The sequence below is a fragment of the Chitinophaga sp. 05T412 genome (assembly GCF_056396465.1).
In genome coordinates, this window is the sequence record NZ_JBFTLN010000011.1 from 152,155 (window position 1) to 170,338 (window position 18,184).

Consider the following 18,184-nt stretch of genomic DNA (forward strand, 5'->3'; position numbering starts at 1 on the left):
GATCAGGGCGCAAAATAAGAAAATATACTAATTTGTGCTATCGACTAAAAGTACTGGCATTGAAGAAATTATTAAAAATAACAGGATATACCTTATTAGCTTTTTTCCTGTTCATCGGCATTTATCTGTTATCTGCGTATACCCTTTCCCGTATGAGTACCCAACGTGAAGTAGTGAACGATGCAGATATTACGATTTACATTCTCACCAATGGCGTGCATACTGATCTTGTGGTACCGGTACGTACACCACAAATCGACTGGAGCCGGTCTATTCCCTTTAAGAATACGGTGGGCAACGATACTACCGCTACCTTGATAGCTTTCGGGTGGGGCGACAAAGGCTTTTACCTCGAAACCCCTACCTGGGGCGACCTGAAAACCAGCACAGCACTGAAAGCCGCTTTTAACCTGAGCACTTCTGCCATTCATGCCACTTATTATCATGGCCTGCGTGAAAATGAAAGTTGTCGGGCTATCCTGATTAACAAAGATCAATATGCCCGGCTGATCGGCTATATCAATAATAGTTTCCGCACCGGCGCCGATGGACAGCCGGTGAATATCGTGACGCACGCCAATTATGATAAAAATGATGCGTTTTACGAAGCGAAGGGTAGCTATAATCTGTTTCACACCTGCAATACCTGGGCAAATAATGGGTTAAAAAGCTGCGGGCAGAAGGCTTGCCGGTGGACTATTTTTGATACAGGGATATTTTATCAGTATCAATAAGATATTTTCCGGATCATACTGCAGTGATATTGCAGTATCAAATGGCTCAGAACTGCACAAAAACAGATCAAACATTTAGGTTTCAGCAGACATAAATATTATAAATTTATAAATGTAAATTTTACACCCGTTGGGTTTTACTGTTAAATAAACATTGCCTATCTTAACATTGAATTAACACTCATCATAACTTAGTTAGCTAGCTTTACCCGTAACAATAGCGTGGTAATAAATATGAAGAATACCCTGGAATAGCTCTGAACATTTGTCAATACAATAGATTGATCACTGATACATTTCCCATGCTTGTCCTGTTTTTTTGGAAACCTTAGTTATTTCACTGTGACCCTCGTAATAATCGTTTATGGAAACTAAAAACTCTACATCTGTTCGCTTATTAAAGGAAGTATTGTTTGCACCTTTTTTTGCGGGAACAAAAGCCTTAACTAAAATTGAAGAAAAACGCCCGGTAATTGTCGTGAATGCAGTGGCGTTCCTCATGATATCCATCGTTTTAGTGGTGGGTTCCTATTTTTACGTGTTGAAACACTCCCAATTTTTTCTTGTGGGTGTTCCACTGGAACTACTTTGTTTTTCCGCTGTTATTGGTCTTAATTACCGTAAAAAGTACTTTCAGGCAACGGTATCAATGTTGGTGATAAATGTCATCTTTGTTACCTATTGGAGTACTGTACTTGGAGCTGGGATATCGACAGAAATGTTGATGATATTCATTTCTCTTATTGTCTTTCATCTAAGTGGTTCCCTCTTTTTGCATAAAGAAAGGACATTAATATATGCCTGTTTATTTGTTTCCCTGTTATTGATAGCTGGTGTAATAATAAACTCCCATTATCACCTGATTAAGCCGCTTGACCTGGAGCCAGCTGTTGCTGCCACCATGAGAGGCTATACTACTACTGCATTATTCCTGCTTATCATATTTGTGATGTCAACCTATGTATCACAAATTAAATACCTGCTTATGTCAGAAAGAAGACTAAAAGAGGTATCTGAAAGGAAGAGCATTTTTTTGAGAGAAACCTTTCATGAATTAAGAACGCCGCTGAATGCGATCTTTGGTAACGCACAATTATTCCACAGGAGAAAGGACGATTATAGTGAGTCAGAACAATTAGAAATAGAACAACTATTTGCCTCCTGTTATCTGGCGCGCAACATTGTGAACAATGTGCTGGATATGTCACGAATTGATTCCGGTAAATTCTATAACCCAATCAAAGAACCGGTTAATCTAAAAGAATGTATCGCACATTGTGTAACGATGAACAGTTACGTTGCCGGCTCCAGGGAAATAACCATTAAACAGTCTTTTGATGAACAACTTCCGACCATTGTCAACAGTGATCAGCTTGTTCTCACCAAGATTATCAATAATGTGCTCTCCAATGCAGTAAAATTTGCGCCGGGTAATAGTCATGTTCTATTTAGCGCTTCCAGGAAGGAACAGCAGATAGTTCTTAAAATTCAGAATAAGGGTGTTATTGCCCCCAGCATCAGCAGTAAGATTTTCGATCCTTTTATTTCCGAAAGAAGCGAAATGGCAGAAGGAACGGGACTTGGATTAGGAATTACCCGACATCTGGTAGATCTATTTAAAGGTGTTATCAGATTGGAAACAGATGAGGTTAATCAGACGACCGCTATTGTTATTGAAATTCCTTTAGAACTCAGCAAAGGCAAAATATCCGTTCACGATCCCATTCAGTTCAGGAAAAATTGTTTTGCCGGTTCGTCAGTACTCATCATTGAAGATGAACTTTTAAGTGCTACCCTATTAACCAAAATTCTGAAAGAAATGGGTGTAAAACCTATTTTATGTGCTGATTGGGAAAGTGCTACAGCCGCTTTAGTACAGGAAAAACCAGACGCTATTATTTCTGACCTGAACTTACCCGGTATGTCTGGTAAAGAATTATTGCTACGCATTCGTAATAATATCCAACTAAAAGACATCCCCGTACTGGTTGTTTCCGGAGATGCCTTTAGCTCAATAAAAGACGAAATGCTGGAAGCAGGTGCAGATGCATTCATATCAAAACCTGTTCATTTTAAAGAACTGTACTTCGAATTATCTAAACACCTACCGCAATATCATGCACTCTTATAACGGCCGGAATCTATCATAGCCCAGTCATCGTAACCTCTTACCATGGTATACAAGCCCTGTATATAAAGGTCCAATTTGGTGTTAATTCCTTTTCCCCAATTTGGAATCTGGGTAAGGCAATGGTCAAGTTTACGGAGATACTCGGTGTGATAATCAGACACATACTGCAGCGCATCTTCAAAAGAAAGATGCAGTTCTCTTTGTGCAATAAAAATTAAATTAAAACCATTTGCGTCTAGCACTCTTTCCCGTTCTGCCGAATGCAAATCATTTGAAAAGCAGCCAAGCATATTTAATATTAACTCTATTTCTTTGACTACTTCATGCTCGTATACGTATGAAGGCAATTGTAGTCTGTCGAAAATTGCTACCAATGGGAACATAATATAAAATCCTCCGAATGGTCTTACTTCAAAATACTTTTCCTTTGATGGTATATAGCTATTCAGCTGCATATCAATTTCAAAAAAACATTCTTTTAAATAATCAACCATATGCTTGCAAAATACCCGATACAGATAAGGCGAACTAATGCCGCGGAATCTTGCTTGAATATCTGCAAGCCCTATACTCAAACTATTCGATGAAGCCTCTCTTTTATCCTCCAGCATGTCAATAAACTCATATAACATTGCTTTCATTTCGATAGCGGCATCCGCTCCGGCCGAGCCTCTGTCGCAGGTATCATCGACTGTAAATAACCAGGTGAGTAAATCACCTGCTAAACAAATCTGGTTAAACGAGGCATTGGGATATTCGCGGGCAGCCTGTAAACCAAATCTCGCTTTGGTATACCAGCCAAGTGATTTGAACTGCGGGGCCAGATCAAATCGTTGTACCCAATTCAGGGTGTTTAATTGCACTTCTTCGGAAAAAGCATTAATTGCAGGTTGACCTGGCAAGGCGCAGGCATACACATTCATTGACATAACTGTAGTTTTTAAGTGTTAGAAAAAAGGGACTGATTAGTTATATTTTGGAATAGGAATTTTGCATTACATAGGCGGTGAAAAGCCCTCTTTAACACCATAAACTATACGTAAGTAACCTTCTGGAAGCGTAGGAGAACCGGTCTTTAATGTTATTATCTCGATACAATCTAAATAAAGTTGGCAAAAAAAGCTAAAATGGACAAAACTATTTTTGCCCGGAAATAAATTAGTGCATTCACAGCATTCGTATGACAGTAAAGGCTTTCACCGCGGCATAAACACACCGCAGCGTAATGGTTGGAGCCTTCAAAAAATGCCCCGCACGAACATTCATATATGCATTCCCGTAGTAATACCGTATAGCTGTTGCCGGATGATACGATACTGCAACATGATTGCCCTCGCGCGTCAAGGCACGTGAAATAATTACATCTAAAATAACTGTTGTCCCGCTAAAAAGTTTATAAATCTGATAATGAGATTATTTAGCKAACAATTGAGATGCTTTGACGAACCACCAAAGAAGGAACGGGCTATTTTTGTTGTTTACCACCATGATGAAGATGAAATGTAAACTTATAGTGGCAGTGGGTATCGCGCTATGCATGACCACAGCTACTTCCACGGCACAACAGCTCAACGCAAATATTCCCGGCGACTTTGCCGATCCCTCCGTTATCAGGCAGGGTAATACCTATTATGCTATTGGTACCTCCAGCGAATGGGGGCCTCAGTTCCCCATCTTCAGATCCGAAAATCTGCAACAATGGGAACAAACCGGCTTCGTGTTTGATACAGCACCCACCTGGACTACCTCGTCTTTCTGGGCGCCGGAATATTACTATCATCACAACACCTACTATGTTTACTACACGGCTAAACGAAAAAGTGACGGCGTTTCCTGCATCGGCGTAGCCACTTCCTCTTACCCCGATCACGGCTTCAAAGACCATGGCATCCTCATTGAATACGGTCGTGAAGCCATCGATGCCTTTGTATTCAACGACAATGGCCAGCTATACATCACCTGGAAAGCATACGGCCTGGATAAAAGACCTATAGAAATACTAGGCAGCAAACTGGCAGACGATGGCCTTTCTCTGACAGGTATGCCTTTTACACTACTAAAAGACGATCAGCATCAGGGTATAGAAGGACAAAGCATCCTCAAAGAAGATCGCTACTACTACCTCTTTTACTCGGCTGGCGCCTGCTGCGGCGCGTCCTGCAACTATAACCTACGTGTAGCCAGGGCCACGGCTATTACCGGTCCCTATACGGATTACAGCGCCAATCCGATCCTGACAGATGAAGGCGACTGGAAATGTCCGGGACACGGCACCTTTGTACAAGACCCTAAAGGCAACTACCGGTATGTTTACCACGCCTATAACAAAACCAGTAATATATTTACCGGCAGAGAAGGGATGGTAGCGGCTTTGTCCTGGAATAAGGAACAGTGGCCGGTTCTCAGTCATACTATAGCTACCATCAACACACAGCCGCCCGCTTCCCTGCACTATGACTTTGCGCATTCTGGCCGGAAAATCTTCTGGCAATGGGACTTCAGGAGTATGCAGCCAGTAGTGAAGGAAGCAAACGGACAACTACAGCTATCCGGCAAATACAGCGAGCGTAACCCCGTTGGCATAGCCCTCGCGGTACGACCTTACAGCGCCGCATATACCATTAGTACAGCGGTTGTCAATCATAATAAAGCCGCCAAGGGCCTGATCATTTATGGAGATGCCAATGCCGCCATAGGCATTGATGTGCAGGATAACCAGGTAGTAGGTTGGATATCTGGAGATGGGAAAAAAACGGTGTTGTCCGGCCAAACCATGGAACGCCCGGAGGCGCCGGTGGAGCTGAAAATGATCGTATACCCGGATTTCACGTGCCGGATGTATTGGAAACAGGGTACTAACTGGAACGAACTAACGCCGAAGCAGCAACCCTACCCTATTGGCTACCTACCACCCTGGGACCGTGCTCCAAGACCAGGACTACATTTCCAGGGGGCAGCAAATGAAATGGCAGCCTTCAGCTACTTTGATATTACTTACCATACCAACGGAAAACCATAACTTAACGATAGCGGGGGTTGATGACTGATATCAGCTCCTGCTTATTCACTTTATATCCCACCAGAGATGGCCCCTGCCCCAATGCATAATGTGCAAAATTGAAAACAACCGCATCTTTCGTTATAAAGAAGTCAATACGACTCAACCCATAAAAACTCCAGGGATCATTGCTACTGTGTTCGCGTAACTCCTTGAATTCTCTATCCATCAATCTTATCAAGAGGCTGGAATCACTACTGCTTTTTATATTGAAATAATCGTTGACTTTAATCGATTGCTCGCTTTCTTTATCGTAGCTCACTGTTTTAAAATATCTGATGGGGTGGGCTGCTCCGCTGGTGTTCACCGACACCGCATATCTGACACTCACCATGCGCTGATCCTGGTAATAGTTAAGTGGAAAGGCTTCAAATCTATTTAGCCCATCCTCACCGAGAAGCGGATTCGGTTCTGCATCCAGCGGCCCTGATGCCAAATCCTTCCGGAATTCCTGTAATGCAGTGTCTACGGCACTGTTCACCAGGTCGTTATATCTTTTATCCGCTGTAACGGCGTGAATAACAGCGATATCAAGCTGCAGCGCACTATCCACAGCATGAACAGTATCTAGTCTAAAACCCGGTGGTACATAAGCATCTTCCGCAATTCCCAGAGGTTCATCATCCCCTTCATTTTCAGATGCACTATGTGTAGTAGTATCAATAGCTGGCGTATGTGAAATTGGYTTATCAGGTGTACGATGCCCGTTATTACAGGCGAACAGCCAAATGGCAATAGGTAGCAGGATAATGTATTTCATGAGGTATTACTGAGGCAGCAATATAATATTAATCCTATTCACTGCGTAAAGCCCTGCTTATAATATTTATATTTTTTGTATATTAGAGCAGCATGTTCTCCAGATCCTATATTCAATCTATAACACCCCTAACAATATCAAGGTCAGCCAGACAGATATTCTCTACTATAGCTCGTTTATGCAACATAAGATGGTTTCGATTGATTAAAAATCAAATTGCTTATTCACCACGCACACAATTAAAACAGGTGCCTTTCCTTTAAACCTCAAACTCACATGAAAACTTTAATCAACTCTGGCATAGCTATGCTTACCGCTTGCCTGGTAATGCTCTCCTCCTGCAAAAAAGGAGATACCGGCCCTGCAGGTCCCGCAGGTACAGCCAATGTAATCTATTCCAACTGGATGGATACCAATCCCTGGGTGGCCTCTACTACTTCTACCGGCGCGGGGAAAAAGACTTACTATTTTGATATTGCCGCACCAAAAGTGACACAGGATATCATCGATAAGGGTACCGTACTTGTGTATGTGCAATTTATTGCTGATCCTGACGGTCCMGGCATCTCTAAGCTTCTGCCCAGCATCTATTACAATATAGGCGGAGCTGATATCCAATACCGCTTTCAACAGGGACTATTTCTCAATAAAATAAGAATCATCTGTGATATCATTCCTAATGGTCTCCCTGCCACTAACAATAAATTAAGATATCTCATCATTCCAGGTGGCGTACCAAACGCCCGTAAGGCCGACTATACCAGGATGAGTTATGAAGAAGTTTGCCGTATGTTGAAAATTGAACCATAGCACTACCCGGCATATCTTCTTCCAAGAATATTTCAACAACGATTGTCAGCTGTAATGATGAATACCACTTCATTACGGCTGATTTTTTTTCGCGTAAAACGGAGTAAATTTACAGGGAAACCCAACAGTATGACCACCGCATTTCTATATGATTTCATGCGTAAACACCTCCTGGCAGTCGTAGCTACTGTAGACGAAAACAACCGCCCGGAATCTGCGCTGGTAGGCATTGCTGTAACACCATCGCTGGAAATAATTTTTGATACCTCCGCGAACTCAAGGAAAGCCATCAACTTAACTCACAACGCGCCAATTGCATTGGTGATAGGCTGGGACAATGAACAAACGCTGCAATATGAAGGTACTGCTACGCAGCTAGCTATCGCCGATTCCGCAGACCTCCTTGAAATTTACTTCGCCGCTTTCCCAGATGGCCGGGAGCGATTGCAAAACATGCAGGATATCACTTACTTTCTGGTAAAACCAACATGGGTCAGGTATTCAGACTTCAACAACTTTGAGATCCATGAACAACATTTTTAATCGCTGCCAGGCGTCGTCCGAAAAAAAGGGCTGGCGCTGTCATCAGCGGCCAGCCCATATGGTTGGTGGATAGGTCAAAATAAAATTACCATTGGATCTCCGCCAGCTTTTTTGCCAGCGCTTCTCCACGTAAATTAGAGGCAATGATTTTTCCGTTTTTATCAATCAGATAATTCATAGGAATAGCGGAAATCCCATATAAACGAGCCGCTTGATTGCTAAAACCTTTCAGGTCTGATACATGTGTCCATGGCATACCATCTTCGGCAATCGCCTTCTCCCACTTTACTTTGTTATCATCCAACGACACCGCCAGTATTTTGAAACCTTTGGCGGCATATTGGCTATACATCTTCAGCAGGTTGGGATTCTCTCCGCGACAAGGACCACACCAGCTGGCCCAGAAGTCGATCAACACCACCTTACCCCGGAATGACGATAATGCCACGATGTTATCATTACGATCCGGCTGAACAAATTCCGGAGCGATAGCCCCAATAGCCGTGCTCTTCAGACCACTGATACGGTTTCCTACCATGCGTCCCACGTAGGATGCTTTTACGCCCGACGATACCGGCTCATACAAGGCCATCAACTCAGGCACCGACACGAAATATGACAGATCCATCAGAAAGAAAACGCTGTTGACATTGTCAGGATGTGCCTTGATAAAAGCCTTTTTACGCTCTCGCCCGGCTGCTTCATTTTTCCGCAGCGCTGCTATCAAAGACTTCACCCGGATACTGTCTTCCTTCGCCTGCTTTATTTGCTTCAGGAGCTCATCTTCTTCTTTCGCCAGCACACCTCCATCCTGGATAAACTGATAGTGCAGGTCATTAGATAGTGTGCCTTTGGGGAATATCCAGCCAATAGAATCCTTGCTACCTTGAATGTTGATAGTGCCGGGCTCCAGTACCAAACGCATTCTGAAAGACTGATCTCCATTTAGAATGGCTGCCTTCATCACATCTTCCTTCTTAACAGTTCCTGTGAACGTAAATTGACCATCTTTACTGAAAACAGAATCAGTTCTTACCTGTTGTTTATCCCCCTGTGTACGTTCCAGGTATAACCACTGATCCGGCAATCCCTTGATATGACTCTTCACGGTAAATGCCTCCTGAGCTACTGCCGGCAAAGCTGCCAGGCATAACAATGCCAAAATTGTTTGTTTCATAAACACCTGCTTAACATAGCTTTTCCTACGGGAACGAGCCTACGTTGATTATTGATTATTTTGTTGTAACAATGGATTGGATGATAGTTCATCTTCCGTAATCCGCATCACCACTTTGGGATCTGTAGCGGCTACCCGTCGAATATCTTTTTTTACATTGGCCGATGAATAATTGCGAATCATGTCTTTCCCATTGCGGAAATAATCAAACGCTGCATGTCCTTCAAAAGCCAGTTCTAACCTGCGCTGTAATAATATTTCGTCCATCAATGCGGCTCCACTCAGATCTACGGCTGGTAACCCCGCACGCTTCCTGATGATGTTGACATCCTCCAGTGCTGCGGCAGTATTCCCCAGCTTCGCATTGGCCTCCGCACGATTCAGGTATACTTCTGCCAAACGTAAACAGATAAACGGCGCATTGTTGAATGTGACGCCATCGCCCACATATTTCAGAATAGTGTTATCTGGTTTGATAAAATTCTTACGTAAATCTCCTGCTGACAATAACGCAACATAATCAGGCGATGCCTTTAGTTCTCCCCGCTGACTGGCCGGACGATCCTTTACAAAAAACTGGTAGAAGGAAGATGAATTATACCGATAGTCCAGCGCGAAAATAATTTCTGTATTGCTGGTGGTATTATTCAGGTTGAAGAAGCCGGCATACTTCACCGGGTCCTGCACCAGTGATACACCTGCCGTATTAATCACGGTGGTAGCGTATTTTACGGCGTCCTTGTTGGCCTGTACCGCAGGGGTTGCCGGCGTTCCCCCCCTATACAGGTATATTCTCGACAACAGCGCCTGTGCTGCTACCGGCGATACGTAGTTATTCGTGGTTTTATCACGTAGTTCCAGCAGCGATTGCTGCAGGTCGGCGATAATAAAATCGTAGGTTTCTTTTACGGTGCTACGGGGCAATCCTTTCTGATCATCTGTTTTCTTGAGCATAATACCCGGATTTGTTTCAGCCGACTGGTAATAGGGACGACCAAAAACATTCACCAGGTTGAAGTTGAGTAAGGCGCGCAGGTAGTGCATTTCGCCACGCATCTGCAGGTATACCGGGTCCTGTGTATCTTCCGGGATGGCTTTGAGAATTTTGTTAATGCCTACAATGATGCTGTAGGTAACACGCCACACCGTATAACTCATCGTTTGTTTGGCCTGGCTGCTGTTTACATAGTAGTAGGCATCTTCCTCACGGTCCTTATCGTTACCCGGCGGCTCTACTGCATATACCACATTATTGCCCCTGAATTCACTGATGTTAAGAAAGTTATAGTAGTAATCGTAGCTGCTGTTGCTAAGCGTGGGCGCATTCACCAAACTGGTGTAAATACCATTCACGGCCTGTTTCAGCCCTTCTTTGTTTGCCAGCAACGACCCTTCAAATACCACATTGGATGGTTTTAAGCTGTCGAACTGTTTATTACAACTGGTGAAGGCCAATAGTAAGGCGCTCCCCAGTAAACTATTTCTTATATAACCGCATGTATGTTTCATGTTATTCATCATTAAAAGTTAACGGCAATACCTGCCAGTACCTTACGGGGAAGGCTATACGTATAAGTGGTGCCGCTTCCTGGCACTGCACCGCTGATTTCCGGATCTATGCCAATGAAATTGCGGGCAGTAAACACATAAGGATTATCGGCGCTCAGATAAACGGACGCGTTACGGATGCGCAATGCCTTACAGGTGGCCGCGGGCAGCTGGTACATTAACCTGATATTATTGATGCGCCAGTAGCTGCCATTCATGAGGTTAAAGGTGGAGGTATTGCTGTAGGTTGGCATGAAATCAGCGTCCGCATTGGGCGCCGGCACATTGGCGATATCACCGGGGTGCTTCCATACATGCTGGGAAGATTTAAACGCATACAGATTGCCTGTTTTGGCATTTCCCATGCTTTGTTTCGCCAGTGGCACATCTGAGAATATTTTATTGCCGTATACAAAGTTGGTGGCAACAGACAAGGTCCATTGTTTGTATCGGAATGCGGTGTTGAATCCGCCAATAAAAGTAGGATTCACACTACCGACTACCTGTTGCTGCGCATTGAGTCCGCCGGCAATCACATTGTTATAGCCCTCCCGTACTTCCCATTTCCCGGCAGCGGCATTGTAATATTCAAAGAGTGCATTGCCATTGTCCGGGTTCACGCCCATATATTTCACGGCTTTTATCACCCCCATGTCTTCTCCCTTCTTCACATAATAATTACCGGAATAATAGCCTAATGGTGTAACAATGGAGTCCTGGTAAATATTACCCAGTCTGTTTTTGTTAAAGCTGATGTTGAAGGCAGTGGTCCAGGAAAAATCGCGGCGCTGGATATTCACGGTATTCAGCGACAGTTCAATGCCCTTGTTGATCAGCTCTCCGATATTACTGTACAGCACAGGTGCGCCGGCAGCAGCGGTGGGCTGGGTTTGTTGTATGAGATTATGACTGCGGCGGTGATATACATCTACAGTCACGTCTATACGTTTCAGTAAGGAAATTTCTATGCCCATGTTCATGGTGTTGGTAACTTCCCAGCGAAGATTCTCATTCCCCATTTGCGTGATATAGGCGGCGGTATTGCCTCCATAACCATTGCTGGTAGGAGTAATCACGTAAGAAGTATAGTTGAGGAAATCCTGGCCGGCTTCTTTGCCGGAAGTACCATAACTGGCGCGCAGACGAAGATTATCAACCGGTTTGCGGAAAATGCTGTTCTGGAAGAAATCTTCGCCTGACAACAACCAGCCGGCACTCAAGGCGTAGAAATTACCATAACGGTTGTTACGGCCGAAGTTAGAAGATCCATCGCGGCGGAAGGAGGCGCTGGCCATATACTTATTCTGGTAATTATAATCTGCCTGTGAGAAGAGGGAGAAGGCCAGCTTCTGATAGTTATAGCCTAATATCGGTGGCTGTCCGCGTCTGCCGGTACCCACCCTTGCTGCTGCCAGAAAAGAGCGTTCCCCTGCACGAATATTGCTCATCCCGATAGTGGTAACGGTAGCCTTATTATCGCTGTATTCATGACCAGCCAATACACTCAGCTGATGCTGTCCGAAACTGCGTTTAAAGTTCAGGAGATTAGAGGTAAGGTAGCCGGTAGTTTTAGTGGTAGTTTGTGTCAAAGAGCCCAGTTGCCTGCCATCCGGTGCAAAGGTGATATTCACCGCCGACGCATTGCGTGTAACATAAGTCCGTCTGTCGATATACTCTTCATTTTGATTATCCCGTACAATACCGCTATTGGTGGTACTGAAGGTCAGCCAGGGGGTAATGGCATAGCTGAGTTTCAGACCGCCATTGTAATATTTTGCAGTGCCAATAGTACTGTTGTATTGCATATCATACAAAGGATTGGCGGTAACAGCGGGTCCTCTGAAATTCTTATAGGCAAAAGTATCTGCGATACTGCCATCCGCGAAGTAAGGCGACAGCCAGGGATAGTAGGAAGTCAGCTCCTGATCCAGCCCTATCGCTGGGTTGAGCGTATTGGAAAAGCTGGCGCCCAGGGTAAGTGCCGCGGTTAAACGGGGCGTGATGGTGAAGTCCAGGTTAGCTTTTCCACTGGTGCGTTTAAAGCTGTTCACGTCGCGGGTGCCATCTTCCCGGTAATTATTCAATGCAATGAAATAGGATACAGCCTTATTGCCGCCGGTAACAGAAAGATTAATATCATTCGTTAATCCGTTGCGGCGCAACAGAGAGCCCCAGTCAGTATTTGTTTGCAAATCCTTTTCACTGATAAACTGTTTCGCCTGCAGGAAATCGCCCAGCGTGGGCCAGGTGGTTTTGTAGCCAGGGTTGCTGTTGTAGGCGTTTGTCAGACCTGATTGTACAAAATCATATAGCTCTTGCGAGTTCATGGGCCGCATTTTGCCATAATTGGGTATGGCCATGCCTCCTTTTACAGTCAAGCTTACCTGTGCTTTATCGGCGTGTCCGCGACGGGTGGTGACTACAATAACGCCCTGCGCCGCCCTGGAGCCATAGATGGCGGTGGAAGCTGCATCTTTCAGTATGGTGATGCTTTCTATATCGTTTACATTGGCAACTTCGCTGAGGTCGCGGCTATTGGTGATCATGCCATCGAGTACAATCAGTGGTCCCATTGGAGAAACAGTGCTGCCATCGTTGGCACCGCTACCTGAAATAGACAGGCCTGATTGTCCACGCAGCAGCACTTCTGATTTTCGTGTAGGGTCGCCACCGTTACCGTTGGCGGCTACGTACATACCGGTGACTTTACCTTTGAGTAGGCTGATAATATCGGCAGAGGAGGCGCCGCTGCGGAGGTCTTCGCCAGAAATTTTCTGTACGGAGCCGGTGATTTCACTCGCTTTTTTGGTGGTATAACCGGTGACTACTACCTGTTGCAGTTTGCCGGCATCTTCTTCGAGGACAAAGTTAGTATTGCCATCTTTTATGTCTATCCCGAGGGCTTTATAACCAATAAAAGAAGCCATAATCCGGTCACCTTTCTCTGCTGCTATGGTAAAATTACCGCTGGCATCCGCTTTACCCCCCTGGTGGGTGCGGCCGTTGATAATGGTAGCACCAGGCAGCGGTTGTCCGTTTTTATCGGTGACGGTACCTTTCACAAGCAGTTCCTGCCTTGCAGGAAACTGCACGCTGACCTGATTTTCGGCCCGTGCAAAGCGGATATTGGTGACTGCAGTAATTACCTGCAGCAGCTCATCGATGGTATACGATTTAACAGGAACGGTAATACGAACCTGTTGATTCACCGCAATAGCATTATAAATAAATTTCACCTGGTATTTTTCTGCCGCCTGGGAAAATACCTGCGACAAAGATTGATTGCTGAAGCCTATGGTATGCGGAGCCGTTACCTGGGCTTGTAGCGCGGAAAAGGCGCATAGCAACCATAGGCATAAAGACCACCGCAGCAGCTTAAAACGTTTCATGCAGTAAATAGATTTAATGGTTGATGGTATAGTGGCTTGAAAAAATGGAATAGTTAGTGAAAACGAACATATACAGTATCATGAGCAATCGTATAGTGGAATCCCGCGCTGAAAGCCAGCAACTCCATGGCACGGGAAAGTGATTCTTCTTTAAACTCGGCATTGATAGCGGTATTGGCAGGTGGTATACCCGATACCTTTACGGGAATATGATACCAGGCTCCTAATTGCTGCAGGGCCGTTTCTACCGGTGTGTGACTGAATGTGAGTTGCCCATTTACCCAGCGACGCAGGGCCAGCGTATCTACAGGATGCTTTTGCAAAGACCCATCCGTCATTTCTCCGGGCAGCAGGATGACTTCCCGCCCATTGGCCACGTTGGTGACCCGGACTTTACCGGTAACCAGTGACACCTGCGGCGCGGATTCGTCCGCGTAAGCGCGGACATGAAATGTAGTACCCAGTACGGTAACCGCCAGTTGCGATGTGTTAGTGATAAACGGATGTACCTGATCCGGCGCCACATCAAACCATGCCTCCCCCTGCAACAGCAAGCGACGCTGTCCCTTGCCATAGTCTGCCGGCACCTGCAGCGACGATTGACGGTTAAGTATTACCTGCGTACCATCGGCCAGTTTGATGTGTTTACGCTGCTCTCCCTGATTTTGAATCAGTGTATAAGTAACCGCCGGGATACTTCGCTGTTTGTAAAAATGAAGGCCTGCAATAAGCGCTGTTGCCAGCAAACACACCATACTTACGGACATTAGCCACCGGCGCAGGTGACGACGAGGAGCAGGCGTTGGCTCCTCCCCCGTATGCGAGATAAATAACTGCTTGAAATGTGCCAATGCGGTTTGCATTTCCGCTTCTTCACGAAGCGAACGATTGAAGTTCAGCAACAGGCTTTTTGCCGATGCCACCAGTGGACGCTTGTCGGGCTGCTGCAGCAGCCAATGCTCCCACTCGATGATGTCGTTAACATCCGTCTCAAAGCAATAGCTGATAAAACTCTCATCCGCCAGCAGTGCTTCTATAGTATGATATTCCCTTTTCCTCATCTCCACTGATTATACCTTAGAGAGCATGATGCTCCCCTTTTTTACCCGGGTAGATCACCGTTTTTTTTAAAAATATTTTTTTACTGGTTGCTGGCCAGCTCCAGGAGCAGCAGCAGCAACATAAAAGAGGGAGGATAGCCGGCTGTCATACCGGAAGGAAGTGATTTACGCAGACGTTGTAATGCCTCATGCGTTTTATTATAAACAGTTCTKATACTTAAACCTGTGCGTTCAGCAATTTCTTCATAGCTCAGGTTTTCATAATATTTCATACGCAATAGCTCCTGCTGTCGCGGACTTAACGCCGACAAAGCATGACGCAAGCGGCTGGTTACTTCCAGTTGCGTTTCTGCCGTAATTTTTTCATACTCGGCAGAAGCTTGTCCAGGCATACTTTCCAGGTCCTGTTCTAAGCTGGAGTGCCCAAACTGCCGTAGTTTTTTATCTTCATACAACAACATCCGGCGGAAAGATACAACCACATAGGCTTTGATATCCCTTGGCGTACTCAGGGTAAGGTGCTTATCCCACAGATACAGAAACAACTGGTTGATTACATCTTTCGTTAATTCTTCATCACCTACCAATACCCGCCCATACTGCAACAAACCAGTGTACAGCTCCTGGTACAAGCCGAACAGCCCCTCCCGCTCATGACGGAGGAGCTGTTCCCAATATTGCTGCAGCTGGCTGTTTTGTGTCATATTACCCGGAAAACTGAATCCCGCAAAAGTAGCGAAAAGATCATAATCCCGTCATCAGCAGCATTTTTTTCGTCAATGCGCCATCACTACCGCCGCGTTATACTGTGCCGGATATAATTTTCTGAACATACTATAGGCAATGACCAATACACTAAAAGCAATGATCGCATCTATAGTAGCTGGAAATCCCAGTACGCTTATTTTAGAGAAGAAGGCAAAAATAATGTCGAAGAACATGCCGGCAAATACCCATTCTTTTAAGCGTAAAAACCGGTTAGGTATTAACAGCGTGATGATCCCTGAAATTTTAAACACCCCCAGTATATAAATAAAGTGCGAAGGATAACCCAATTGCTGCGTAATGCCCCATACAATCGGGTTCTTTGTCAGCTCAAAGAAGCCGCTGGCGCCAAACCAGAGCGACATAAAAATAACGGCAGACCAATAGATAATTTTTGTGGTAGTAGTTTTCATTTTCATAATTTTTATGAGTGATAAAATGTGGTTAGCTGTTTGCTGCATCAAAAGTAGCCGGCTTTTATTTCCGGCCAGGTCATCAAACAGCTGAGTTGGACAAATCAGGGGCTGAATTCGTCTTTTCCGGAGGCGAAAAAGTGAGCGATTACTATTATCTTCATTTCTGATACGCAACAACACCATGACTCACCTGCTCACCTATATCCGGTCGCTGGCGCCTTTCTCCGATCAAAGCTGGGAAATACTCTGTACGCATGTTACCCGGGAGGAATATCCCAAAAATGCCTGGCTGACGAAAGCCGGAAAAGCCTGTAACAGTTTATTCTTTATTATAGAAGGCTATTGCAGCACCTCTTATGAGCAGGACGAGCAGGAAATTAATACCGGCTTTTATTTTGAAAACGACATTGTTACTGATATCAACAGCTTTCATAAAAACGAACCAGCTACGTTGTCGATCCGGGCTTGTGAAGCCCTGACAGTGGTGCGTTTCGATAAACTCCAACTAGCTCTTATCAATAGTTTATCTCCAGAAAATGAAGTGATAGGCAGAAAGCTGATGCAGCTGGTAGCGGCCAAACAGGAAGAACAAATTAAATTATTCCGGTTACCCACCGTACAACAACGCTACGAGTACCTGGAAGCACATCATACTACGCTATTACAGCGGGTTTCGCTCACCCAATTATCTTCTTACCTGGGCGTATCCAGGGAAACGCTCTCCCGCATGCGGAGCAAAAGAGGACGCTCCTGATTTTGTGACAATTATCACGGTGGCATTCGCGGATAAAGGATCAATTTTATTAAAAAAATAAAATGACACTGCTCCTTTTGATATCCCTGCTACTGTTGGGCGCCTTTATTCTCCTGATTTACCTGGGCTTTCGCCGCCCGGCTTTTAATAACCCGCGCAGCTTTCTGAAACATCCTCCACAAACGTCCCGCAAGCACCTGGTGCTGTTTGGAGATAGTCAAACTCATAGTACCCTTAGCAGCGATTATGCGTCGATGTTACGGACTGCATTGGATAATTCCTTTACTATAATTAATGCCGGGCAAAATGGCGATACTGCTGCCGGCTTGCTACGGCGGGTGCAAAAAGACGTTTTACCTTGCTTGCCGGACCTGGTGGTCATATACGTTGGCACCAACGATGTAATGCGAAAAGTACCGCTGCCAAACTATTCCAACGATTTATCGCAGGTTATTCAACAAATAAAATCCGTGAAAAATATTCCGGTTGCATTGGTAGCCTTCCCGCCGTTGGGAGAAAACCTGCATAGCCGGATGAATGCGGAGGTAGATTTGTTTAACCAGTCATTACTCACACTGGCAATGGATTTGAACATCACTTATCTGCCATTTAATGAAGCACTGAAGACTTACTTAAGTGACAAACACATCACTGATCAGGAAGAGTTTTCCATGAAAATTTCACGGTTGCTGCTTGCTGCATTTAAAAAATATTATCTCGGTCAAAGCTTTCAGCAAATTTCACGGGCTAACCAGTTGCATGTGTTGTCGGATGGCATTCATTTGAATGATGTGGCAGGAAATATTTTGGCAGATATGATACGGCGTTGGATCTGCGGATCATCGCATGTTGCTCAGGTGGCATTGATGGCTTCATCCGGGAAATCCAGCGTCCGATAATTTACCTAATCCTCGTTATCTCTTTGTAATAATTTATATTATTTTAACTATTAAATTATTAAACATTAAATATTAACAATCGAATAACTCGATTTAAGTTGTTTTTAGCGATTAATATCACTTTATAGTTGTGTCTAAG

At 44.7% G+C, this 18,184-nt stretch carries 15 protein-coding genes; 7 read left to right on the top strand and 8 right to left on the bottom strand.

The features are described from left to right. Positions 1-59: 59 nt before the first annotated feature. Both AC1DFM_RS23485 and AC1DFM_RS23490 read left to right on the top strand, forming a co-directional pair. Entirely contained in the window at positions 60-734 is a 675-nt protein-coding gene (locus AC1DFM_RS23485; protein WP_477079200.1) for a TIGR02117 family protein, read from the top strand. A 364-nt stretch (positions 735-1,098) separates the two neighbouring features. After that, positions 1,099-2,865, top strand: a complete 1,767-nt coding sequence (locus AC1DFM_RS23490; protein WP_477079201.1) for a hybrid sensor histidine kinase/response regulator — start codon at positions 1,099-1,101, stop codon at positions 2,863-2,865. Here AC1DFM_RS23490 and AC1DFM_RS23495 read toward each other — a convergent pair. After that, positions 2,850-3,794 carry a terpene synthase family protein gene (locus tag AC1DFM_RS23495; protein ID WP_477079202.1) on the bottom strand — a complete coding sequence of 315 codons (945 nt, stop codon included), beginning with the start codon at positions 3,792-3,794 and terminating at the stop codon, positions 2,850-2,852. The two genes, AC1DFM_RS23490 and AC1DFM_RS23495, sit on opposite strands and share 16 nt — an antisense overlap. Before the next feature lie 566 nt (positions 3,795-4,360). On the opposite strand from AC1DFM_RS23495, the gene AC1DFM_RS23500 reads away from it, so the two are divergent. Beyond that, positions 4,361-5,884, top strand: a complete 1,524-nt coding sequence (locus tag AC1DFM_RS23500) for a glycoside hydrolase family 43 protein (protein WP_477079203.1) — start codon at positions 4,361-4,363, stop codon at positions 5,882-5,884. Position 5,885: 1 nt separating this feature from the next. On the opposite strand, the gene AC1DFM_RS23505 is transcribed toward AC1DFM_RS23500, so the two are convergent. Further along, positions 5,886-6,683 carry a hypothetical protein gene (locus tag AC1DFM_RS23505; protein ID WP_477079204.1) on the bottom strand — a complete coding sequence of 266 codons (798 nt, stop codon included), beginning with the start codon at positions 6,681-6,683 and terminating at the stop codon, positions 5,886-5,888. A gap of 276 nt (positions 6,684-6,959) precedes the next feature. Between AC1DFM_RS23505 and AC1DFM_RS23510 the strand changes: the two genes are divergently transcribed. Further along, the gene (locus AC1DFM_RS23510; protein WP_477079205.1) at positions 6,960-7,493 is read left to right on the top strand and encodes a hypothetical protein; all 534 of its coding nucleotides are present in this window, start codon (positions 6,960-6,962) and stop codon (positions 7,491-7,493) included. A gap of 129 nt (positions 7,494-7,622) precedes the next feature. Then, positions 7,623-8,036 carry a pyridoxamine 5'-phosphate oxidase family protein gene (locus AC1DFM_RS23515; protein WP_477079206.1) on the top strand — a complete coding sequence of 138 codons (414 nt, stop codon included), beginning with the start codon at positions 7,623-7,625 and terminating at the stop codon, positions 8,034-8,036. Positions 8,037-8,121: 85 nt separating this feature from the next. On the opposite strand, the gene AC1DFM_RS23520 is transcribed toward AC1DFM_RS23515, so the two are convergent. The 6 genes from AC1DFM_RS23520 to AC1DFM_RS23545 form a co-directional block, all read right to left on the bottom strand. Continuing rightward, positions 8,122-9,213 (bottom strand): redoxin domain-containing protein, encoded by a 1,092-nt coding sequence (locus tag AC1DFM_RS23520; RefSeq protein WP_477079207.1) that lies wholly within the window; start codon positions 9,211-9,213, stop codon positions 8,122-8,124. A 48-nt stretch (positions 9,214-9,261) separates the two neighbouring features. After that, a complete protein-coding gene (locus AC1DFM_RS23525) occupies positions 9,262-10,722 on the bottom strand; it encodes a RagB/SusD family nutrient uptake outer membrane protein (protein ID WP_477079208.1) in 1,461 nt (486 codons plus the stop codon). A gap of 11 nt (positions 10,723-10,733) precedes the next feature. Continuing rightward, a complete protein-coding gene (locus AC1DFM_RS23530; protein WP_477079209.1) occupies positions 10,734-14,150 on the bottom strand; it encodes a SusC/RagA family TonB-linked outer membrane protein in 3,417 nt (1,138 codons plus the stop codon). A gap of 53 nt (positions 14,151-14,203) precedes the next feature. Next, the gene (locus AC1DFM_RS23535) at positions 14,204-15,211 is read right to left on the bottom strand and encodes a FecR family protein (protein WP_477079210.1); all 1,008 of its coding nucleotides are present in this window, start codon (positions 15,209-15,211) and stop codon (positions 14,204-14,206) included. Between the two features lie 80 nt (positions 15,212-15,291). Next, a complete protein-coding gene (locus tag AC1DFM_RS23540) occupies positions 15,292-15,915 on the bottom strand; it encodes an RNA polymerase sigma factor (protein WP_477079211.1) in 624 nt (207 codons plus the stop codon). 72 nt (positions 15,916-15,987) lie between these two features. Continuing rightward, the gene (locus tag AC1DFM_RS23545; RefSeq protein ID WP_477079212.1) at positions 15,988-16,389 is read right to left on the bottom strand and encodes a DoxX family protein; all 402 of its coding nucleotides are present in this window, start codon (positions 16,387-16,389) and stop codon (positions 15,988-15,990) included. Positions 16,390-16,573: 184 nt separating this feature from the next. On the opposite strand from AC1DFM_RS23545, the gene AC1DFM_RS23550 reads away from it, so the two are divergent. Then, a complete protein-coding gene (locus tag AC1DFM_RS23550) occupies positions 16,574-17,146 on the top strand; it encodes a Crp/Fnr family transcriptional regulator (RefSeq protein ID WP_477079213.1) in 573 nt (190 codons plus the stop codon). A 62-nt stretch (positions 17,147-17,208) separates the two neighbouring features. Next, positions 17,209-18,045 carry an SGNH/GDSL hydrolase family protein gene (locus AC1DFM_RS23555; RefSeq protein ID WP_477079214.1) on the top strand — a complete coding sequence of 279 codons (837 nt, stop codon included), beginning with the start codon at positions 17,209-17,211 and terminating at the stop codon, positions 18,043-18,045. Positions 18,046-18,184: the final 139 nt, after the last annotated feature.